Source organism: Microbacterium sp. BWR-S6Y (assembly GCF_041379845.1).
Taxonomy (GTDB): domain Bacteria; phylum Actinomycetota; class Actinomycetes; order Actinomycetales; family Microbacteriaceae; genus Microbacterium; species Microbacterium hydrothermale.
This window is the reverse complement of the sequence record NZ_JBFECV010000001.1, coordinates 499,744-516,780: the sequence shown is the minus strand read 5'-3', so window position 1 is coordinate 516,780 and position 17,037 is coordinate 499,744. Positions and strand designations below refer to the sequence as shown.

Below are 17,037 nucleotides of genomic sequence, written 5' to 3'. Positions count from 1 at the left end.
TGACGATCAGGGCACGAGGATCAGCAGTGCCGGCACGAGCATCAGGATGCCGAGCACCAGCGCGGTCACCGACCACGCGCGTCGACCGGCCCGACGCGCGGCGACCACGAGACCGACGATCGCGAGGAGGACGACCACGATCCCGTCGAGGAAGAGCAGCGGCAGCAGGATGATGCCGAGCCACCAGATCGCGTTCATCTCGGGGATGAGCCCGAGCAGGTACACCCCGAGCGTCGGCACGATGAGCACGCCCGCGACGCAGGTCGCGATGATGCCGAGGACGTCGGCGGGCCGGCGGAGGGTGGGGGACGGGGGCGTCATGCGGTCAGGCTACCGCCGGTCGAAACACGAAACACGGGTCCATTAGCGTGGCGGGGTGACCGCTCAGACCGCCATCCCGCTGCGCTCGCGACGTCGGGGATTCGCCGCTCTCGTCCGTCTGGGGATCGCCACCCTCCTCGTCGGTGTGACAACGGGTCTGGCCGTGCTGCTGCTGGTGTGGATCGTGCACAGCCTCGAGCATCTCGTCTGGGGGCACGAGGAGGGGCCGTTCCTCGACGGTCTGGCCTACCCGGAGCAGTGGTGGCTGCCCATCGCCACGGTGGGTGGGGCGGGCGTGGTCGCCGCTCTCGGCTGGTACCTGCTGCGCCGGTTCGGCCGGAAGATCGCCACGGTCGAGCAGGGCGTCGACGGGGCCCGGATGCCGTGGTGGGAGACGCTCGCCGACACCGTGCTGCAGGTGGGTTCGGTCGCGATGGGCGCCTCGATCGGCAAGGAGGTCGCCCCGCGCGAGCTCTCGGCGATGGCGAGCTCGAAGGTCGTGCGCTGGTTCGGGCTCGACGCGCGGTGGTGCCGCATCCTGATCGCCTCGGCCGCGGGCGCGGGTCTCGCCGCGGTCTACAACGTGCCGCTGGCCGGTGCCCTGTTCGCCGTCGAGATCCTCCTCGCGCAGTTCAGCGTGGGAGCGGCGGTGGTGGCGTTGAGCGTCAGCACGATCGCGACCCTGGTGGCCCGTCCGCTCGTGGGGGACGGTTCGCTGTACTCGGTCGGGTCGCTCGAGGTCAACGCGTCGCTGATCGTCGCCGCGATCCTCATCGGCCCGCTGATGGGGTGGGGCGCGACGAGCTTCGCCGCGGTGACGAAGAAGCTCGCGCGTTTCCGTCCCGAGGGGTGGAAGCTGCTGGTCGTGCTGCCGCTGACGTTCACGGCGGTGGGTGCAGTCGGGGCGGCCTTCCCGCTCATCCTCGGCAACGGCCGGGCCCTCGCGACGGCCGGGTTCGATCTGTCGCAGCCGGCGCTGCTGCTGCTCGCGCTCGCCGTGCTGAAGTACGTCGCGACCGCGCTGTCGCTGGGTTCCGGCGCGATCGGCGGAACGCTGCAGCCCTCGGTCGCGATCGGCGCGGCGCTCGGCGCGGCGGCGGCGGCCGGGTGGGCGTTCGTCTGGCCCGGAGCCGACGGCACGGCGCTCGCGATCGTCGCGGCGGGGGCGTTCCTGGCATCCAACATGCGAGCGCCGTTCACGGCGATCGCCCTCATCATCGAGTTCACCGACACCGGCTTCGAGCTGCTGCTGCCGCTCTTCCTCGCCGTGGCGGGTTCGCTCGCGGCATCCAAGCTCACCTCTCGCGAGAGCCTGCGGCCCTTCGCCCCCGTGGACCCCGGCCGGCAGTAGGGCGGTTCGCCGCGTCATGCGAGAGGGCCGGGGCTCGTGGCCCCGGCCCTCTCGGCATCCGGTCAGTCCAGGTACTTCGCGTACGCCGGCAGCGTCAGGAACGCCGGGAACTCCGGACGCAGCGCCACCTCGCGGAACACCTCGGCCGCGTCGTCGAAGCGGTCGCCGTCGAAGCGCGGGGTCTCGGCGAGGACATCGTCGACCAGGCCCTCGACGAACCCACGCGTGATCGCCGTGCCCTCGGCGGTCTCGCGGTCCTGGTGGATCCACTGCCAGATCTGCGAGCGCGAGATCTCGGCGGTCGCCGCGTCTTCCATGAGGTCGTCGATCGCGACGGCGCCCAGTCCCCGCAGCCACGCCTCGAGGTAGCGGATGGCCACCGACACGTTGCCGCGCACGCCCGCCGTGGTCACCGGCAGGCCGATGCGCACGTCGAGCAGCTGGCGGGGGTCGATCGCCACCTCGTCGCGGGTGCGCTCGAGCTGGTTCTCGCGTTCGCCGAGCACCGCGTCGAACTCGGCGCGCGCCACCGGGATGAGGTCGGGGTGGGCCACCCACGTGCCGTCGAAGCCGTCTCCGGCCTCGCGCCTCTTGTCGGCGGCGACCTTCTCGAACGCGGCCTCGGTCACCTCGGGCTTGCGACGGTTGGGGATGAAGGCGCTCATGCCGCCGATCGCATACGCGCCCCGCTTGTGGCAGGTCTGCACGAGCAGCTCGGTGTAGGCCCGCATGAACGGCACGGTCATCGTGACCTCGCTACGGTCGGGGAGCACGAAGCGCGCCCCGCGCCCGCGGTAGGTCTTGATGATCGAGAAGATGTAGTCCCAGCGGCCGGCGTTCAGACCCGCGCAGTGGTCGCGCAGGGCGAAGAGGATCTCCTCCATCTCGAACGCCGCGGGCAGGGTCTCGATCAGCACGGTGGCGCGGATCGTGCCGTGCGCGAGGCCGAGGCGCTGCTCGGTGAACGAGAACACGTCGTCCCACAGTCGCGCTTCTTCGGCGGACTCGATCTTCGGCAGGTAGAAGTACGGCCCCCGGCCCGCCGCGATCAGGGCGTGCGCGTTGTGGAAGACGTACAGCCCGTAGTCGACGAGGGAACCGGATGCCGCCAGCTCGCGCCCCGCGCGATCGATGAACGTCACGTGCTTCTCGGGCAGGTGCCAGCCGCGCGGGCGCATCACGATCGTGGGCGTGCGCTCGGCGGTCACCTCGTAGCGCTTGCCCTCGGGGCTCGTGAACGACAGCTGCCCGCGGATCGCGTCGAACAGCGAGAGCTGTCCGCCGATGACGTTGCGCCAGGTGGGGCTCGTGGCATCCTCCTGGTCGGCCAGCCACACCATCGCGCCGGAGTTCAGCGCGTTGATGGTCATCTTCGGGTCGGTGGGTCCGGTGATCTCGACGCGGCGGTCCTCGAGGCCCGGGCCCGCGCCCGCCACGCGCCACGACGGGTCGTCGCGGATGTGCGCGGTGTCGGCGCGGAAGTGCGGGTCGTCGCCCGTACCGATCTCGAAGCGGCGGCGCTCGCGGGCGGCGAGCCGGTCGTGCCGGCGCCGCGCGAAGCGGTCGTGCAGCTCGGTGAGGAAGGCGATCGCGGCGGGGGTGAGGATCTCGCCGTCGCGTCCTTCGAGGGGGCGCTCGAGGCGCAGGTGCGGGGCGGATGCGGATGCCGGGGCGTTCGGCATCCGGGAATCGTCGGCGTCGGTGCGGCTGCCGCTCGGCGGGGTCGCGGTGGTGGGCGGGGGAGAGGTGATGAGGGTCATGGTCGTGGCTTTCTGTCTGTGTCGCGCGGTGCCCCTCGCCCCGCGAACCTTGTCCCACTTATGGCTGGTCGGGGGTGGCTTGACCGGCCATATGTGGGACGAGCTCCGTCATAACGGGGACGGGCTGTCGGTGTGCGGCGGAAAGGGGAGGTGCGGCGGAAAGGGGAGGTGCGGCGGAAGGAGAGGTGCGGCGGGAGGGGCCGCTTGCGGACCTTGTCCCACAAATGGCTGGTTGAGGGTGGCTCAGGTGGCCATAAGTGGGACGAGGTCCGCGATGAGTGGGATGAGGTTCTCGCGCGCGCGGCGGGGTCGCCGGGGGTCAGTGGAACTGGGCCGTCTCGGTGGAGCCGGCCAGGGCGAGGGTGGCGCTGTCGGGGTTGAGCGCGGTCGAGACGACGTCGAAGTAGCCGGTACCCGCTTCGCGCTGGTGGCGCGTGGCGGTGTACCCCTGGGCTTCGGCGGCGAACTCGGCCTCCTGCAGCTCGACGTACGCGCTCATGGCGCGCTCGGCGTAGCCGCGGGCGAGGTCGAACATCGAGTGGTTCACGGCGTGGAAACCGGCCAGCGTGATGAACTGGAAGGCGTAGCCGAGGGCGGCCAGGTCGGCCTGGAACGTGGCGATCTGCTCGTCGTCGAGGTGGCGCTTCCAGTTGAAGCTCGGCGAGCAGTTGTAGGCGAGCTTCTTGCCCGGGTAGCGGGCGTGGACCGCCTCGGCGAAGGCGCGGGCGAGCTCGATGTCGGGCTCCCCGGTCTCCACCCACAGCAGGTCGGCGTAAGGGGCGAAGGCCAGTCCGCGCGCGATGACCGAGTCGAGTCCCGGCCGCACGCGGTAGAAGCCCTCGGTCGTGCGCTCGCCGGTGAGGAACTCGGCATCCCGCGGGTCGACGTCGCTGGTCAGCAGGTCGGCGGCCAGGGCGTCGGTGCGGGCGATGATGACCGTCGGCACTCCCGCGACGTCGGCGGCCAGGCGCGCGGCGTTGAGCGTGCGGATGTGCTGCTGGATCGGAACGAGCACCTTCCCGCCGAGGTGTCCGCACTTCTTCTCGCTCGCGAGCTGGTCCTCCCAGTGGATGCCGGCGGCCCCCGCCGCGATCAGCGACTGCGCGAGCTCGTAGGCGTTCAGGGGACCGCCGAAGCCGGCCTCGGCGTCGGCGACGATGGGGGCGAGCCAGTCCTGCGTGACCTCTCCCTCGGCGCGCTCGATCTGGTCCTGCCGGAGCAGCGCGTTGTTGATGCGACGCACCACGGCGGGAACGCTGTTGGCGGGGTACAGGCTCTGGTCGGGGTAGGTCTGACCCGCGAGGTTGCCGTCGGCGGCGACCTGCCAACCGCTGAGGTAGATGGCCTTGAGCCCGGCGCGCACCTGCTGCACCGCCTGACCGCCCGTGTAGGCGCCGAGGGCGCGGACGTAGTCCTCGGTGTGAAGGAGGTTCCACAGGTTCTCGGCTCCGCGGCGGGCGAGGGTGGACTCCTCGCGGACGCTCCCGCGGAGGCGGACGACGTCTTCGGCGGTGTAGGTCCGCTCGATGCCGTCCCAGCGCGGGTCGGACTCCCACGCGGTGCGGATCTCATCGGCGGTCTCGGTCTGGTCGCCGGGGCGCAGGGGCTGCTGGGCGGGAGTGGCCTGGATCGTCATGTCGTCCTCCTTCGGGTGACGGGGCGTCGGTGCCCCGTGGAGACCACTGTCGGCGAAGATCAACCCGCTCGAACGGAATTTCCTGTGTGAAGATCGACCGATCTTCCGTTCTCGTGAGATCCTCCCGGTATGGACACCGGCGTCACCCTGCCCTCGGCATCCCTCCCGCTCGACCATGAGGAGGTGGACACCCTCACCATCGGTCGGCGCATCCGGCAGCTGCGCACCGCGCGCGGCCTGACCCTCGACGACCTCGCCGCCGCGGTGGGGCGCGCGCCGAGTCAGATGTCGATGATCGAGAACGGCCGTCGCGAGGCGAAGCTCACGCTGCTGCAGGCGATCGCGCGGGCCCTCGGGTGCACGCTGGATCAGATCCTGGATGCCGAGCCCCTCGACGCCCGCGCCACCCTCGAGCTGTCGGTCGAACGCGCCATGCGCGGTCAGACGTTCCAGGCGCTCGGGATCGCCCCCTTCCGCGTGGGGCGCGCGGTGCCGGACGAGGTGCTGGCAGCGATGCTCGCGCTGCAGGCCGAGATCGAACGCCTGCGCGAGGAGCGCTCGGCGACACCCGAGGAGGCGCGCCGGGCGAACGTGGCCCTGCGCCGGCTCATGCGCACGCAGGACAACCACTTCCCGGAGCTCGAGCGCGTGGCATCCGAGATGCTCACCGCGATCGCGCACCCCGGCGGGCCCCTCACGCAGCGCGGGGCGAGCGACATCGCCGCGCACCTCGGGTTCACGCTGCACTACGTGCCCGACCTCCCCTCGTCGACGCGGAGCATCGCCGACGTGAAGAACGGCCGGCTCTACCTCTCGACGAAGGTCGCGAAGGGCGACCCGCGCGCGGCGGTGCTGCAGGCGCTGTCGAGCCGCATGCTCGGCCACGGTGAGCCGACGAGCTACGACGAGTTCCTGCGTCAGCGCGTCGAGACGAACTACCTCACCGGAGCCCTGCTCATGCCCGAGGCGCACGTCGTCCCGGCCCTGCGAGAGGCGAAGGAGCGGCGCGCGCTCAGCATCGAAGACCTTCGCGACGCGTATTCGGTGTCATACGAGACGGCCGCGCACCGCTTCACGAACCTCGCGACCGTGCACCTCGGCATCCCGGTGCACTTCTTGAAAGTGCACGAGTCGGGCACCATCACCAAGGCGTACGAGAACGACGACGTGAACTTCCCCACCGACCGGCTCGGCTCGATCGAGGGGCAGATGTGCTGCCGGCGCTGGACGAGCCGCGTCGTCTTCGACGAGGACGACCTCTTCAACCCGTACTACCAGTACACCGACACCGGCAACGGCACCTACTGGTGCACCGCCCGTGTGGAGCAGTCGAGCGAGGGCGCGCACTCGGTGAGCGTGGGCGTGCGCTTCGACGACACGCGGTGGTTCCGCGGGCGCGACACGACCAACCGGGCGGTGTCGCGGCACGCGGTCGAGACGTGCTGCCGACGAGCGCCCGCGGACCTGGAGGCCGAGTGGCGCGGCCAGGCGTGGCCGAACGTGCGGACACCGCGGACGCTGCTCGCGACCCTGCCGACGGGGTCGTTCCCGGGGGTCGACACGACGGAGATGTACGAGTTTCTGGAGGCGCACGCGCCGCACGCGTGAGCGGGTGTGCAGGATGCATATCGGGGCGGGGAGATGGGGCAGGGTGCCCATTTCGCCGATCGGGAGGGGCCTCTAGCGTGTGCAGCACCCGCACCGTCCCTCTCCCCAAAGGACACCCCATGGCACGTATGGCCCACGCCGACGACTTCGCCCTCAGCCGCGTGACACCCGATGCCCAGAAGCACTGGTTCGGCATCGCCGTGCAGCGCTTCGGCCAGGTCTCGGCCCTCTCGCAGTTCCTGCTCGGCGCCACCCTCGGTTACGCGATGACCTTCAGCGAGGCCTTCCTCGCGCTGCTGCTCGGATCGATCATCCTCGAGGTGATCATGTGCATCGTGGGCATCATCGGGCAGAAGGAGGGACTCAACACCGCCCTCCTCGCCCGTTGGACCGGGTTCGGCGAGATCGGCGCGTCGCTGGTCGGCCTGGCGATGGGAATCAGCCTCATCGGCTGGTTCGGCATCCAGTCCGCCATCTCGGCCGAGTCGCTCGAGTCGCTCCTCCCGGGTGTCATGCCCGTCTGGGCCTGGAGCCTCCTCTTCGGTCTCGCCGTCACCGCGATCGTCGCGGTCGGCTTCGTCGGGATGCAGTGGCTCGCCAACATCACGGTGCCGCTCTTCCTCGTGCTCGTGGGCTGGTCGATCATCTCCGAGCTCAGCACCCACTCCATCGGCGATCTGCTGACCTCTCCCGCCCCCGGCCCGACCATGACGGTGTGGCAGGGCACGGCGATCGTGGCCGGAGGCCTCATCGTCGGCGCGATCATCACCGCCGACATGACCCGCTTCAACCGCTCGAAGGCCGACGTCGTCAAGCAGACCGTCGTGGGCGTGACGCTGGGCGAGTTCGTCATCGGCCTCTCGGGAGTGCTGCTGGCGCACGCCGCTCAGTCCGGCAACATCGTCGCGATCGTCACATCGTCGGTGGGCCTGGTCGGACTCATCATCGTGATCACCGGCACGCTGAAGATCAACGACTGGAACCTCTACTCCTCGACCCTCGGCCTGGTGAACTTCATCTCCACGGCCTTCGGTAAGAACCTGCACCGCGTCACCACGACCATCGTGCTGGGCGTCGTCGGCTCGGTCCTCGCCGCCGCCGGCATCCTGTCGCAGTTCACGGAGTTCCTCATCATCCTCGGCGTCGCCTTCCCGCCCATCGCCGGGATCATGGTCGCCGAGTACTTCCTCGTGCGCCGGTGGCGCGGAGAGCTCGACGCCTCGCGCGCCGAGGGCCGCCTTCCCCTGACCGCCCCGCGCATCGTGCCGGTCACCCTCGTCATCTGGCTGGTCTCGGCGCTCGTCGGGTACTTCGTCACCTGGGGGATCCCGGCGATCTCCTCGCTCGTGCTGTCGATCGTGCTCTACACGATCGCCGGCAAGCTCGGCTGGGTACGCGGGATCGGCCAGGCCACCACCGCGCAGTCCCCGGCCACGAGCGCCGCCCCCGTGGCATCCTGACCCGTCCCCCCCCCCCCCGAACGAAAGAAGCTCCACCCATGCACATCGGCATCGACGTCGGCGGAACCAACACCGACGCAGTGCTCATGGACGCCACCGTCACCCTCGCCGGCGTGAAGAAGTCCACCAGTCCCGACGTGACGACTGGCATCGTCGACGCGATCGCGGCCCTGCGCACCGAGCGCCACTTCGACGGCGACGACATCGACGCGGTCATGATCGGGACGACGCACTTCATCAACGCGCTCGTCCAGGCCCAGCGTCTCGCCCCGACCGCGGCGCTGCGCTTGGGACTTCCCGCGACCAAGGCGCTGCCGCCCCTCGTGGACTGGCCCGAGGTGCTGACCGAGGCGATCCAGGCGCGCAGCTACCTCGCGCACGGCGGCTACGAGTTCGACGGACGGCCGATCTCGCCCCTCGACGAGGACGAGCTGCGCGGCATCGCCCGTGACATGGCGGAGCACGGGGTGCGGTCGGTCGCGATCTCGTCGGTGTTCTCCCCCGTCAACCACGACCTCGAGCAGCGCGCGGCCGAGATCGTCGGTGACGTGCTCGGCCCCGACGTCGCGATCTCGCTCTCGCACGAGATCGGGCGGATCGGCCTGCTCGAACGCGAGAACGCCACGATCATCAACGCGGCGCTGCGCGAGCTCGCCTCCGAGATCGTCGACGGGCTCACCTCCGCCGTGCGCGCGCAGGGGATCGAGGCCCCGATCTTCCTCAGCCAGAACGACGGCACGCTGATGGACGAGGACTACGTGCGCCTCTATCCGGTCGCGACCTTCGCCTCGGGACCCACCAACTCGATGCGCGGCGCCGCCCTCACGAGCGGCCTGCAGACCTGCGCGGTCGTCGACATCGGCGGCACCACCGCCGACATCGGCCTGCTCAACGCCGGGTTCCCGCGCGAGACGGCGAACGAGGTCAAGGTCGCCGGCATCCGGACCAATTTCCGGATGCCGGATGTGCTGTCGATCGGCATCGGCGGCGGATCGATCGTCGATCTCGAGACGGGGGAGGTCGGACCCGCATCGGTCGGGTACCGCCTGACCGAGGAAGCGCTCGTCTTCGGCGGGTCGACCCTCACCGCGACCGACATCGCCGTGGCCGCCGGGCGCGCCCAGGTCGGCGACCCCTCGCGCGTGGCGCACCTGGACCCCGCGTTCGTGGAGCGCGTGCTCGCGCGCATCGCCGAGCGCGTGGCCGAGGCCGTGGACCGCATGCGCACCTCGCCCGAGCCGATCCCCGTGGTCGCGGTCGGTGGCGGCAGCATCCTGCTTCCCGACGAGCTCCCGCTGTTCGGCGAGGTGCACCGCCCGCGCAACTACGCCGTCGCCAACGCCATCGGTGCCTCGATCGCCCAGGTGGGCGGCGAGATCGACAAGGTCTACGCCATCGAGGCCGGCCGGCGCGACGAGGGCATCGCCGCGATCCGCGCCGAGGCCGTCGACAAGGCCATCGCCGCGGGTGCCCGTCCGTCGTCGGTGTCGATCGTCGACTTCGACGAGGTGCCGATCCCGTACCTCCCCGGCAACGCCACGCGCGTGCGCGTGAAGGCCGTGGGCGACCTCGACATGGGTGCGCGCGCGTGAGCTGGGAACTGTCGGCGTCCGTGGTCGCGGACCTCGCTCGCGGTGCCGCCGTCCTCGGCACCGGGGGAGGCGGCGATCCCTACATCGGAGCGCTCCTGGCCCGTCAGGCCCTCGCGGAGCACGGACCGGTGACGGTCGTGGAGCTCGACGAGCTGCCCGACGACGCCCTCGTGCTCACCGTGGCGATGATGGGCGCGCCGACCGTCATGGTCGAGAAGCTCCCGAGCCTCGACGAGGTCGTCGCCCCCGTGCATGCGCTCGCCGCCTCTCTCGGTCGCCCCGTCACCCATATCGCGTGCGCGGAGGCCGGGGGAGTGAACTCCACGATCCCGATCGCCGCGGCCGCGGCCCTCGGGTTGCCGCTCGTGGATGCCGACGGCATGGGCCGCGCGTTCCCCGAGCTGCAGATGGTGCTGCCGACCCTGTACGGCGTCACCGCCTCGCCGCTCGCCTTCGCCGACGAAAAGGGCAACACGGCCGTGCTCTCGACCGTCGACAACACGTGGACCGAGCGCATCGCGCGCGTCGCCTGCGTGGAGATGGGCTGCTCGATCATGATCGCCGGATTCGCGATGACGGGGACGACCGCCCGTGATGCCCTCGTGCCGGCCTCGCTCTCGGCGTGCCTGTCGATCGGCCGCGGCATCGTCGATGCCCGCGCGGCCAAGACCGATCCGGTCGCCGCGGTCGTCGAGGCCCTCGGCGGGCGCGAGGTGTTCGCCGGCAAGGTCGTCGACGTCGAGCGCGGGACGACCGCGGGCTTCGCACGCGGCAACGCCCGTATCGAGGGGACGGACGACACGCTCACCCTGTCGTTTCAGAACGAGCACCTCATCGCCCGCACCGGCGACGACGTGCTCGTGACGACGCCCGACCTCATCATCGTCCTGGATGCCGAGAGCGCCGAGCCCATCACCACCGAGGGGCTGCGCTACGGCCAGCGCGTGCGCGTGGTCGCCGCCCCCAGCGACGAGCGCTGGCACGGGCCCGAGGCCCTCGCGATGGTCGGGCCGGGCTACTTCGGCTACGACATGCCGTCGCACCGCTTCGACGGAACCGTGGAGGTGGCCGCGTGAGCTGGACCCTGACCGCCGCCGACCTGCCCGATCTCGCGCGCGGCGCGACCCTGCTCGGAACGGGCGGCGGCGGCGACCCGTACATCGGGCAGAAGCTCGTCGAGCGCGTGCTGGGGGCGGGGAGCATCACCGTGCTCGACCCCGACGAGATCGCCGACGACCTGTTCGTCATCCCCACCGCGCAGATGGGGGCACCGACGGTCATGGTCGAGAAGATCCCCGCGGGCACCGAGCCCACCCTCGCCCTGCGCACCCTTGAGAAGCACCTCGGTCGCACCGCCGAGGCAACCATGCCGATCGAGTGCGGCGGCATCAACTCGATGATCCCCCTCATCGTCGCCGCCGAGACCGGCCTTCCCGTCGTGGATGCCGACGGGATGGGCCGCGCGTTCCCGGAACTGTCGATGGAGACCTTCGCCGTCTACGGCGTCCACGGCTCGCCCCTGGCCCTCGCGGGGGAGCGCGGCGAGACCGCCGTCATCGACACCGGCGACGACGACCGGCAGATGGAGTGGCTCGCCCGCGGTGTCACGATCCGTCTCGGCGGGGTCGCCCACATCGCCGAGTACGCGATGACGGGGGCCGACGTGCGCCGGACGGCGGTCCCTCGGACGCTGTCGATGGCGCTGGCGCTGGGGCGCGGCATCCGGCAAGCACGCGAGCAGCATCGCTCGCCCGTCGAGGCGATCGCCGACACGCTCTCGACGACGCTCTACCCGCACGTGCGGGAGCTGTTCGTCGGCAAGGTCACCGACGTGGAACGGCGCACCACCGACGGCTTCGCGAAGGGAAGGGCGACCATCTCGGCGCTCGCACCCGACGACTCCTCGACGCTGGAGGTGGCGTTCCAGAACGAGAACCTCATCGCGCACCGCGACGGTGCGCTCGTGGCGATCGTGCCCGACCTCATCTGCATCACCGACATCGAGTCGGCCGAGCCGATCACGACGGAGGGGCTGCGGTACGGCCAGCGCGTGCGCGTGCTGGGCATCTCGACGCCCGCCCTCATGCGCACCCCCGGCGCGCTCGCGGCCTTCGGTCCGTCGGCGTTCGGCCTCGCCGAGACGTTCACCCCGGTGGAGGAGCTGCAGGGGGAGGGGGCCCGACCGCTGATTACCCTGTGAGCATGAGAACCCTCGGGCCCGACCGTCTTCCGGTGCTCGCCCGGGGGTTCTCCCTGCTCGGCTCGGGCGGCGGCGGCACGACGACGCTGCTCGAGATCATGGCCGGCCAGGTGCTGGACGCGCCTGTCGCGCTCTACGACATCGACGATCTCGACCCCCGCACCCCGTGCGTCGCGATCGGCTTCGCGGGCTCGACGTACCTGCTCACCGAGCGGGTGCCGCCCCCCGACGCCTTCGCCCCGCTCCTCGCCGCGGCCGAGCGCTGGACAGGAGTCCGGGCCACAGCCGTCTGCGCGATGGAGGGCGCCGGGTTGAATGGACTGACGCCCCTGCTCGTCGGGGACCGGATGCTCGTCGACGCCGATCTGATGGGCCGCGCGTTGCCCGGTATCGACCAGCTCTCGCTGCTCGTCGACGCGGTCCCGGGCGCGATCGTCGTGGCCGACACCGGCGGCGGCGTGATGCTCGTCGACTCCTCGCGGGCCGGAGACGCCGAGAGCCTCGTGCGTTCGAGCGTGATCCGCGCGGGCGGAGCAGGGGCGGTGCTGGTCGCGGGCTTCACGGTCGGCGACCTGCGGGCCCACGGCATCCCGGGCACGTACACGCGCGCCCTCGCCCTGGGGGCCGCGGACATCGGCGTGGACGACCTCCCCGAGACGCGCGTGCTCGGCAGCGGACGGGTGAGCGCGGTGGAGTCCGTGCCGGACGACGCCTTCGTCCGGTCGGTCGAGCTCGTCGGCGACGACGGAGCGCTGCTGCGCCTGGTCGCGCGCTCGGAGTTCCTCGCCGTGACGCGCGACGGCGAGACGATCGCGGCATCCCCCGAAATCCTCGTCGCGATCGACTCCCTCTCGGGAGAGGTGCTGCAGGTGGATGCCGTCACGCTCGCACGGCACGTCCGCGTCGTGGCGCTCGACGCCCCACCGTGGTGGCTCGCCTCGATCGAGCGTCTCGCACGGGTGATCCCCGCGGCGTACGGGCTGCGCGGTCTCGAGGTCGGGCGATGACCCCCCTCGACCTCGGCGCCCTGCTGGCGCACCCCGCGAACGGCGGGATCCGCGTGGTGGTGGAGGCGGCGGACGCGTTCGCGGGCGTCGTGGTCGCCGCCCGCGAGGCGATGCTCCCCGCGCACGGGGAGGCCGGACTCGCCGCGCTGACGGAACCGCCCCCGACGGCTCCGTGGCAGCAGGACGCGCTCGTCCGCCGTGTCCGCGACCGCGGCTTCCGCGGGCTCGCGGTGTCGGGCGCCGAGGTGCTCGGCCCGGGAAGCCGTCGGCTCGCCGCGCGCCTGGGGCTGACCGTGCTCGAGGTCGATGACCCGATGGCCCTCGCCCGGGCGGGGTGGGAGCTCGTGCAGGGGCGGGATGCCCTGACCCTCGGGTACGTGCGCCGAGTCGCCCAGTCGATCGAATACTCGGCGTCGCACCTCGCCGACCTGCTCCGCCACCTCTCGGCCAGCGTCGGTCACGGCGTCGCATTGATCGACGCCGAGGGCGTGCTGCTCGAGGCCGGCGGTCACCTGCCCGAGGCCGTGCGCGCCGCGATCGACGTCGGCCTCTGGCAGGACGCGGTCTCGGTCGCCGAGGGCGCCGCCGCGTCGGTGCGCGTCGACAGTCCGAGCCGAGCCGGATTGCGCCTGGCGATGTTCGGTGCGGGGCTCAGCCCCGCGCAGCTGTCGGCGCTCGCTGTCGCCGCCGAGGTCGCGATGCCGGCGGTCGCCGCGCGCATCCTCATCGACGAGGTGGCCGACGTGAGCGATGCCGCCGTGGCATCCGGACTCCTCCGCGAGTTCCTCGAGGCGCGCGAGGCGCGCGACCCCGACGTCGAGCAACGGATGAGCGAGCGCGGGTGGCGGACCGGTGGCTACCACCTCGCGTTCCGGATCGCGGGACGCCGCCGACTCGAGACCCTCGAACTGCTGCGTTTCGTGCGCCGGGGACTCGCGGCCCTCCCCGTCGACTCGCAGGCCGTCACGAGCGGTCGGGGTGTCACGGGGTGGCTGAGCTTCGCCGAGCCCCCGCCCGCGCCCCGCCTGGACGAGCACATCGCGTCGCTGCGGGCGCTGCACGACGGTGCGCGACGGTCGTTCGACGTCGCGACCGGGATCGGCTCGCTCGACAGCGGCGCCGGCGGTCTGCTCGCCAGCATCGATGGGGCGGTCGACGGCGCCCGCATCGCCGCGGCCCGGGCGGCGACGGGATGGTTCGTGCGCGTGGACGCCCTCGGCATCGAGCAGGTGCTGTTGTCGTGGGCGGGGTCGGACACCTTCGTGCCCGCCGCCGAGTCGCTGCTCGCGCCCCTCGCCTCGCAGGGCCCGGAGCTTCTCGAGACGCTCACCGCGTACCTCGACCACGAATCGGGCGTGTCGGCGACGGCGGCGGCGCTGGGTCTGCACCGAAACACGGTCGCGATGCGGATCGCCCGCGCGCAGGAGCTCCTCGGCATCGACCTCACCGACGTCGACGCCCGCCTCGCCCTGCATCTCGCCTGTCGCGCGCTGCGCTGAGGGCGGCGGGCGGGGGACTGCGAGTTCCGGGGCCGGGGTGCTGCGGGTGCCGGGCCGGGGTGCTGCGGGTGCCGGGTGCCGGGGACGACGCGGGACGGTGCGCGCGTGCCGTTGTGCGGAGTCGGTGCGTGACACGCCGGTTCGGGATACCGCGGCGGCGGCGTGTCGAGGCGGAGCCCGCGGGACGGTCCGCGACGCCGCAACGCGAGGCCGGGGGTTGTGCGGAAACCTGACACGTGTAAGGTTTCTGCACAACGAGCTCCGATCCCCCCGGAGCGCTTTCGATGAGGAGAGCAGTCATGAAGCACACCCTCGCGGCATCCACCGCGATCGTCGGACTCGTCCTGGGCGGTTTCGCCGCGGCATCCCCGGCCGTGGCCGCGCCACCCGGGAAGCCCGGTCTGCCCGGGCACGCGGGCCCTCCCGCCCACGCCGGTCCGCCCGCCTTCACCGGTCCCGGCGCCCGCGATCTCGCCCGATACGCCACCGACACCTGGACCTCGCTCGCCGCCATGGCCCACGAGGACACCGGTCTGCCCGACGACAACATCGGCGGGACGCTCGATGAGTCCACGGCATCCGGATACACCTCGCCGACCAACATCGGCGGCTACCTCTGGTCGACGGTGACCGCGCGCGACCTGGGCATCATCGATGCCGATGAGGCCCGCGAGCGCCTCACCGCCACGGTCTCGACGCTCGAGACGATGGAGCGCAACGACGGCAGCGGCATGTATTACAACTGGTACGCCCCCGCCACCGGCGCGAAGCTCGAGATCTTCCCGACCTCGGGCGAGGTCATCCACCCGTTCCTCAGCACGGTCGACAACGGCTGGCTCGCCGCGGGGCTGCGGATCGTCCGCGAGGCGGAGCCCACTCTCGCCGACCGCGCCGATGCGCTGTACGAGTCGATGGACTTCTCGGCGTTCTTCGACACCGCCGGGGCCGCGGGCCTTCCCGCCGGCACGAACCGCGGCGGCTTCTGGGAGGCCCCTCCCGGTGACGGCTGCGCCGTCGAGGCGCCGATGTACAACGGAAGCGGCGAAACCGCGTTCTACACGTGCCACCACTACGACACGACCGTCAGCGAGAGCCGCATCGCGACGTACCTCGGCATCTCCGAGGGTTCCATCCCGGCATCCGGTCTCTACGGCACCCACCGCACGATGCCCGCGGGCTGCGACTGGGCGTGGCAGGAGCAGCTGCCCACCGGCGAGAACCGCGAGTACGACGGCGTCGACGTCTACGAGGGCGTGTATTCATACGACGGCATGTCGTTCGTGCCGAGCTGGGGTGGAAGCATGTTCGAGGCCCTCATGCCCGATCTGCTCATCCCCGAGGCTGAATGGGGTCCGCGCTCCTGGGGCGTAAACCACCCCGTCACCGTCGAGGTCCAGAAGCGGCACGGCCTGGCCGAAGCCGGTTACGGGTACTGGGGCTTCTCGCCCGCCAGCAACCCGTTCGGCGGCTACAGCGAGTACGGAGTCGACATCGCCGGCATCCGCTCCGATGGATACACCTCGGATGCCGAGAAGACCGACGTCGACATCGATCGCCCCGGCTGCACCGAGGGGACGAACCCCGACCCGTCGTTCGGCGACGGGGTCGTCACCCCGCACGCGGCGTTCCTCGCCCTGCCGTACGACCGGCAGGGGGTTCTGAAGAACCTCCGCGGGATCGAGAAGAAGCTCGGCGCCTATGGTCCGGGTGGCTTCTACGACGCCGTCGCCGTCAAGAGCGACACGGTCGCCGAGCGCTACCTCTCGCTCGATCAGTCGATGATCATGGCGGCGATCGGCAACGCGCTCACCGGCGACTCGCTGAAGGACTACATGGTCGATGACAGGATGGAGCAGAACCTCCGGCCCGCCATCGAACAGCAGGTCTTCGGCTCGTCGTGGGGCGCTTCGCGTCCCTGACGGCCCGATCGCTCGATGCCCGGTGCCTCTCGGAGGTGCCGGGCATCGGTGTGTCCGGAACGGGGAGAGGATGCCGATGGCCGACGCACCTGCGCCCCGCGCGCGCCGCGGCAGCTACGCCAAAGGCCAGCAGACGCGGCAGCGCATCGTCGACGAGGCCGTCGTCGTGTTCGGTCGATCGGGCGTCACGGCCGGATCGCTCCGTGAGGTCGCGACGCGGGTGGGGCTGACTCCCGCGGGGCTCATGCACCACTTCGCGTCGAAGGAGGAGCTGTTCGCGGAGGTGCTGCGCCAGCGCGACGACAGGGTGCGGGCGGCGGCCGGCGATCCGCACGAGCACACGCTCGTCGAGCAGATGCAGAAGGTCGTCGCGCACAACGCCACCACCCGCGGCCTCACCTCGCTGTACACGCTGGTCGTCGCCGAAGCGGGGGACCCCGCCCATCCGTCGCACGAGGCTTTCGCCGAGCGGTACCGCCACGGTGCCGAGACCGCCGCCGACCTGCTGCGCGCGGGGCAGGCCGCGGGTGAGGTGCGCTCCGACATCGATCCCGCCCGTGCCGCCCGGCTGCTGAGCGCCGTGATGGACGGCCTGCAGCAGCAGTGGCTCCTGGATGACTCGGTCGACATGTCCGCGCTGTTCGCCGAGTTCGTGCGGGGTTATCTGCGGCCTCCGGCTTGAGC

13 protein-coding genes are annotated in these 17,037 nt (G+C 71.4%); 10 read left to right on the top strand and 3 right to left on the bottom strand.

The genetic code is table 11. The annotated features are described in order from the left end of the window. Positions 1–6 precede the first annotated feature (6 nt). The gene (locus AB1K56_RS02395; RefSeq protein ID WP_371204388.1) at positions 7–321 is read right to left on the bottom strand and encodes a hypothetical protein; all 315 of its coding nucleotides are present in this window, start codon (positions 319–321) and stop codon (positions 7–9) included. Between the two features lie 55 nt (positions 322–376). Between AB1K56_RS02395 and AB1K56_RS02390 the strand changes: the two genes are divergently transcribed. Beyond that, entirely contained in the window at positions 377–1,672 is a 1,296-nt protein-coding gene (locus tag AB1K56_RS02390; RefSeq protein ID WP_371204387.1) for a chloride channel protein, read from the top strand. Between the two features lie 62 nt (positions 1,673–1,734). On the opposite strand, the gene aceB is transcribed toward AB1K56_RS02390, so the two are convergent. Next, positions 1,735–3,354 carry a malate synthase A gene (gene aceB / locus AB1K56_RS02385; protein WP_371204650.1) on the bottom strand — a complete coding sequence of 540 codons (1,620 nt, stop codon included), beginning with the start codon at positions 3,352–3,354 and terminating at the stop codon, positions 1,735–1,737. Positions 3,355–3,751: 397 nt separating this feature from the next. Next, the gene (aceA, locus tag AB1K56_RS02380; RefSeq protein WP_371204386.1) at positions 3,752–5,068 is read right to left on the bottom strand and encodes an isocitrate lyase; all 1,317 of its coding nucleotides are present in this window, start codon (positions 5,066–5,068) and stop codon (positions 3,752–3,754) included. Between the two features lie 129 nt (positions 5,069–5,197). Here aceA and AB1K56_RS02375 point away from each other — a divergent pair, with 129 nt between their 5' ends. From AB1K56_RS02375 to AB1K56_RS02335, 9 genes are all read left to right on the top strand, one after another. Then, entirely contained in the window at positions 5,198–6,676 is a 1,479-nt protein-coding gene (locus tag AB1K56_RS02375; protein WP_371204385.1) for a helix-turn-helix domain-containing protein, read from the top strand. A 119-nt stretch (positions 6,677–6,795) separates the two neighbouring features. Next, a complete protein-coding gene (locus tag AB1K56_RS02370) occupies positions 6,796–8,136 on the top strand; it encodes a cytosine permease (RefSeq protein WP_371204384.1) in 1,341 nt (446 codons plus the stop codon). Between the two features lie 38 nt (positions 8,137–8,174). Continuing rightward, positions 8,175–9,728, top strand: a complete 1,554-nt coding sequence (locus tag AB1K56_RS02365) for a hydantoinase/oxoprolinase N-terminal domain-containing protein (RefSeq protein ID WP_371204382.1) — start codon at positions 8,175–8,177, stop codon at positions 9,726–9,728. Next, positions 9,725–10,804, top strand: coding sequence for a DUF917 domain-containing protein (locus tag AB1K56_RS02360; protein WP_371204381.1), 1,080 nt, complete (start codon positions 9,725–9,727; stop codon positions 10,802–10,804). Before AB1K56_RS02365 ends, AB1K56_RS02360 begins: the two co-directional genes overlap by 4 nt. Next, on the top strand, positions 10,801–11,928 hold the full coding sequence (locus tag AB1K56_RS02355; RefSeq protein ID WP_371204380.1) for a DUF917 domain-containing protein: 1,128 nt from the start codon (positions 10,801–10,803) through the stop codon (positions 11,926–11,928). The genes AB1K56_RS02360 and AB1K56_RS02355 overlap by 4 nt, the downstream gene beginning before the upstream one ends. Before the next feature lie 2 nt (positions 11,929–11,930). After that, complete coding sequence (locus AB1K56_RS02350; protein ID WP_371204378.1) at positions 11,931–12,935, top strand: DUF917 family protein; 1,005 nt, start codon at positions 11,931–11,933, stop codon at positions 12,933–12,935. Continuing rightward, positions 12,932–14,434, top strand: a complete 1,503-nt coding sequence (locus AB1K56_RS02345; RefSeq protein ID WP_371204377.1) for a PucR family transcriptional regulator — start codon at positions 12,932–12,934, stop codon at positions 14,432–14,434. Before AB1K56_RS02350 ends, AB1K56_RS02345 begins: the two co-directional genes overlap by 4 nt. A gap of 299 nt (positions 14,435–14,733) precedes the next feature. Next, a complete protein-coding gene (locus AB1K56_RS02340; protein WP_371204376.1) occupies positions 14,734–16,353 on the top strand; it encodes a glucoamylase family protein in 1,620 nt (539 codons plus the stop codon). A 76-nt stretch (positions 16,354–16,429) separates the two neighbouring features. Then, positions 16,430–17,035 (top strand): TetR/AcrR family transcriptional regulator, encoded by a 606-nt coding sequence (locus AB1K56_RS02335; RefSeq protein ID WP_371204375.1) that lies wholly within the window; start codon positions 16,430–16,432, stop codon positions 17,033–17,035. Positions 17,036–17,037: the final 2 nt, after the last annotated feature.

Coding starts and splice junctions, on each gene's coding strand:
- AB1K56_RS02350 (WP_371204378.1), top strand. CDS start 11,931: ATGAGAACCCTCGGGCCCGACCGTCTTCCGGTGCTCGCCCGGGGGTTC.
- AB1K56_RS02365 (WP_371204382.1), top strand. CDS start 8,175: ATGCACATCGGCATCGACGTCGGCGGAACCAACACCGACGCAGTGCTC.
- AB1K56_RS02335 (WP_371204375.1), top strand. CDS start 16,430: ATGGCCGACGCACCTGCGCCCCGCGCGCGCCGCGGCAGCTACGCCAAA.
- aceB (WP_371204650.1), bottom strand. CDS start 3,354: ATGCCGAACGCCCCGGCATCCGCATCCGCCCCGCACCTGCGCCTCGAG.
- aceA (WP_371204386.1), bottom strand. CDS start 5,068: ATGACGATCCAGGCCACTCCCGCCCAGCAGCCCCTGCGCCCCGGCGAC.
- AB1K56_RS02375 (WP_371204385.1), top strand. CDS start 5,198: ATGGACACCGGCGTCACCCTGCCCTCGGCATCCCTCCCGCTCGACCAT.
- AB1K56_RS02395 (WP_371204388.1), bottom strand. CDS start 321: ATGACGCCCCCGTCCCCCACCCTCCGCCGGCCCGCCGACGTCCTCGGC.
- AB1K56_RS02340 (WP_371204376.1), top strand. CDS start 14,734: ATGAAGCACACCCTCGCGGCATCCACCGCGATCGTCGGACTCGTCCTG.
- AB1K56_RS02345 (WP_371204377.1), top strand. CDS start 12,932: ATGACCCCCCTCGACCTCGGCGCCCTGCTGGCGCACCCCGCGAACGGC.
- AB1K56_RS02370 (WP_371204384.1), top strand. CDS start 6,796: ATGGCACGTATGGCCCACGCCGACGACTTCGCCCTCAGCCGCGTGACA.